The sequence below is a fragment of the Micromonospora sp. NPDC049799 genome (assembly GCF_040656655.1).
Classification (GTDB): Bacteria; Actinomycetota; Actinomycetes; order Mycobacteriales; family Micromonosporaceae; genus Micromonospora.
Genome location: NZ_JBFAMU010000934.1, coordinates 1 through 1008, shown reverse-complemented (window position 1 = coordinate 1008; position 1008 = coordinate 1). Strand labels below are relative to the sequence as shown.

Genomic DNA, 1008 nt, shown 5'->3' with positions numbered 1-1008 from the left:
GCAGCGCGCCGGCGCCGTCCGGCCCGGCCGTCTCGTCAGCGAACATCTGCAACAGCCCACGGACGGCCGACGAGGTCCGGGCGTGCGAGGTGGTCAGCTCCGCGTCGAAGCGGCGTAACGCCTGCAGCAGCGGATGCAGCGGCGACGCGTCGCCGATGTCGAGGCAGGTGCCGGTGAGCACCAGGGCGCCCCCGTCGCGCAGCCGGGCACCCACCTCACGCAGCAGCCGGGTCTTGCCCACACCGCTCTCACCGGTGAGGAAGACCGCCGCGGTGTTTCCCTGGGTGACGTCGTCGAGCAGCGCCGAGCGTACGGCCGCCACCAGGTCGGCCCGGCCGACGAGCGGTGCACCGTCCACATCGCTGGCCATGGCTCGCAGCCTAGTCACAGGTCCCCGGACCGCTCTACAGGCCATTCGGCCCTGTGGTACTCCTCGCGTCGACATTACGACCAAAGGTTGCGCCCAGCCGACATACGTCGTTCTGCCGATCCCCGGTCGGCCCACGGGTGACAGTCTCCGGAGGTCGTCAGCCACCACGGGGGGAAAGGCGGGTGCGATCTCCATGCAGATCATCGTTGCTGGTCCGGCGCAGGGAACCGGTCGGGGCACCGGGACCGTCGCGGTACCCGTCCCCGACCTCGCGTGGGAGTTTCCACGATGGCCGGTGCCCGAGGAGAGACGGACGGTCACCGTCCTGTTCGCCGACATCGTCGGATCGACCGCGCTGGTCGACCGGCTCGACCCGGAGGACGTCCGGCGGCTGCAACGGGCCTACTTCGACACCGTGAGCGGGGTGCTGGTCCGCTGGCGGGGCGTGGTGGAGAAGTACATCGGCGACGCGGTCATGGCCCTGTTCGGCGCCCGGCAGTCCGACGGGTTCGACGCGTACCGTGCGGTGCGGGCCGGCCTGGAGATCCAGCGGGCGCTCGACCTCCGTCCGTTCGCCGGCGCTCCGGCGCTGCGGGTGCGGGTGGGGGTAGCCACCGGTGAGGCGGTGGTGGACCTCG

2 protein-coding genes are annotated in these 1008 nt (G+C 71.6%); one reads left to right on the top strand and one right to left on the bottom strand.

Going from position 1 to position 1008, the window contains the following annotated elements; genetic code table 11:
* A partial coding sequence (locus tag AB0I76_RS30755) for a BREX system ATP-binding domain-containing protein (protein WP_357042876.1) occupies positions 1-370 on the bottom strand: 370 nt, incomplete at its 3' end.
* Positions 371-665: 295 nt separating this feature from the next.
* On the opposite strand from AB0I76_RS30755, the gene AB0I76_RS30750 reads away from it, so the two are divergent.
* The coding region (locus tag AB0I76_RS30750) for an adenylate/guanylate cyclase domain-containing protein (protein ID WP_357042873.1) at positions 666-1008 on the top strand (343 nt) is incomplete at its 3' end.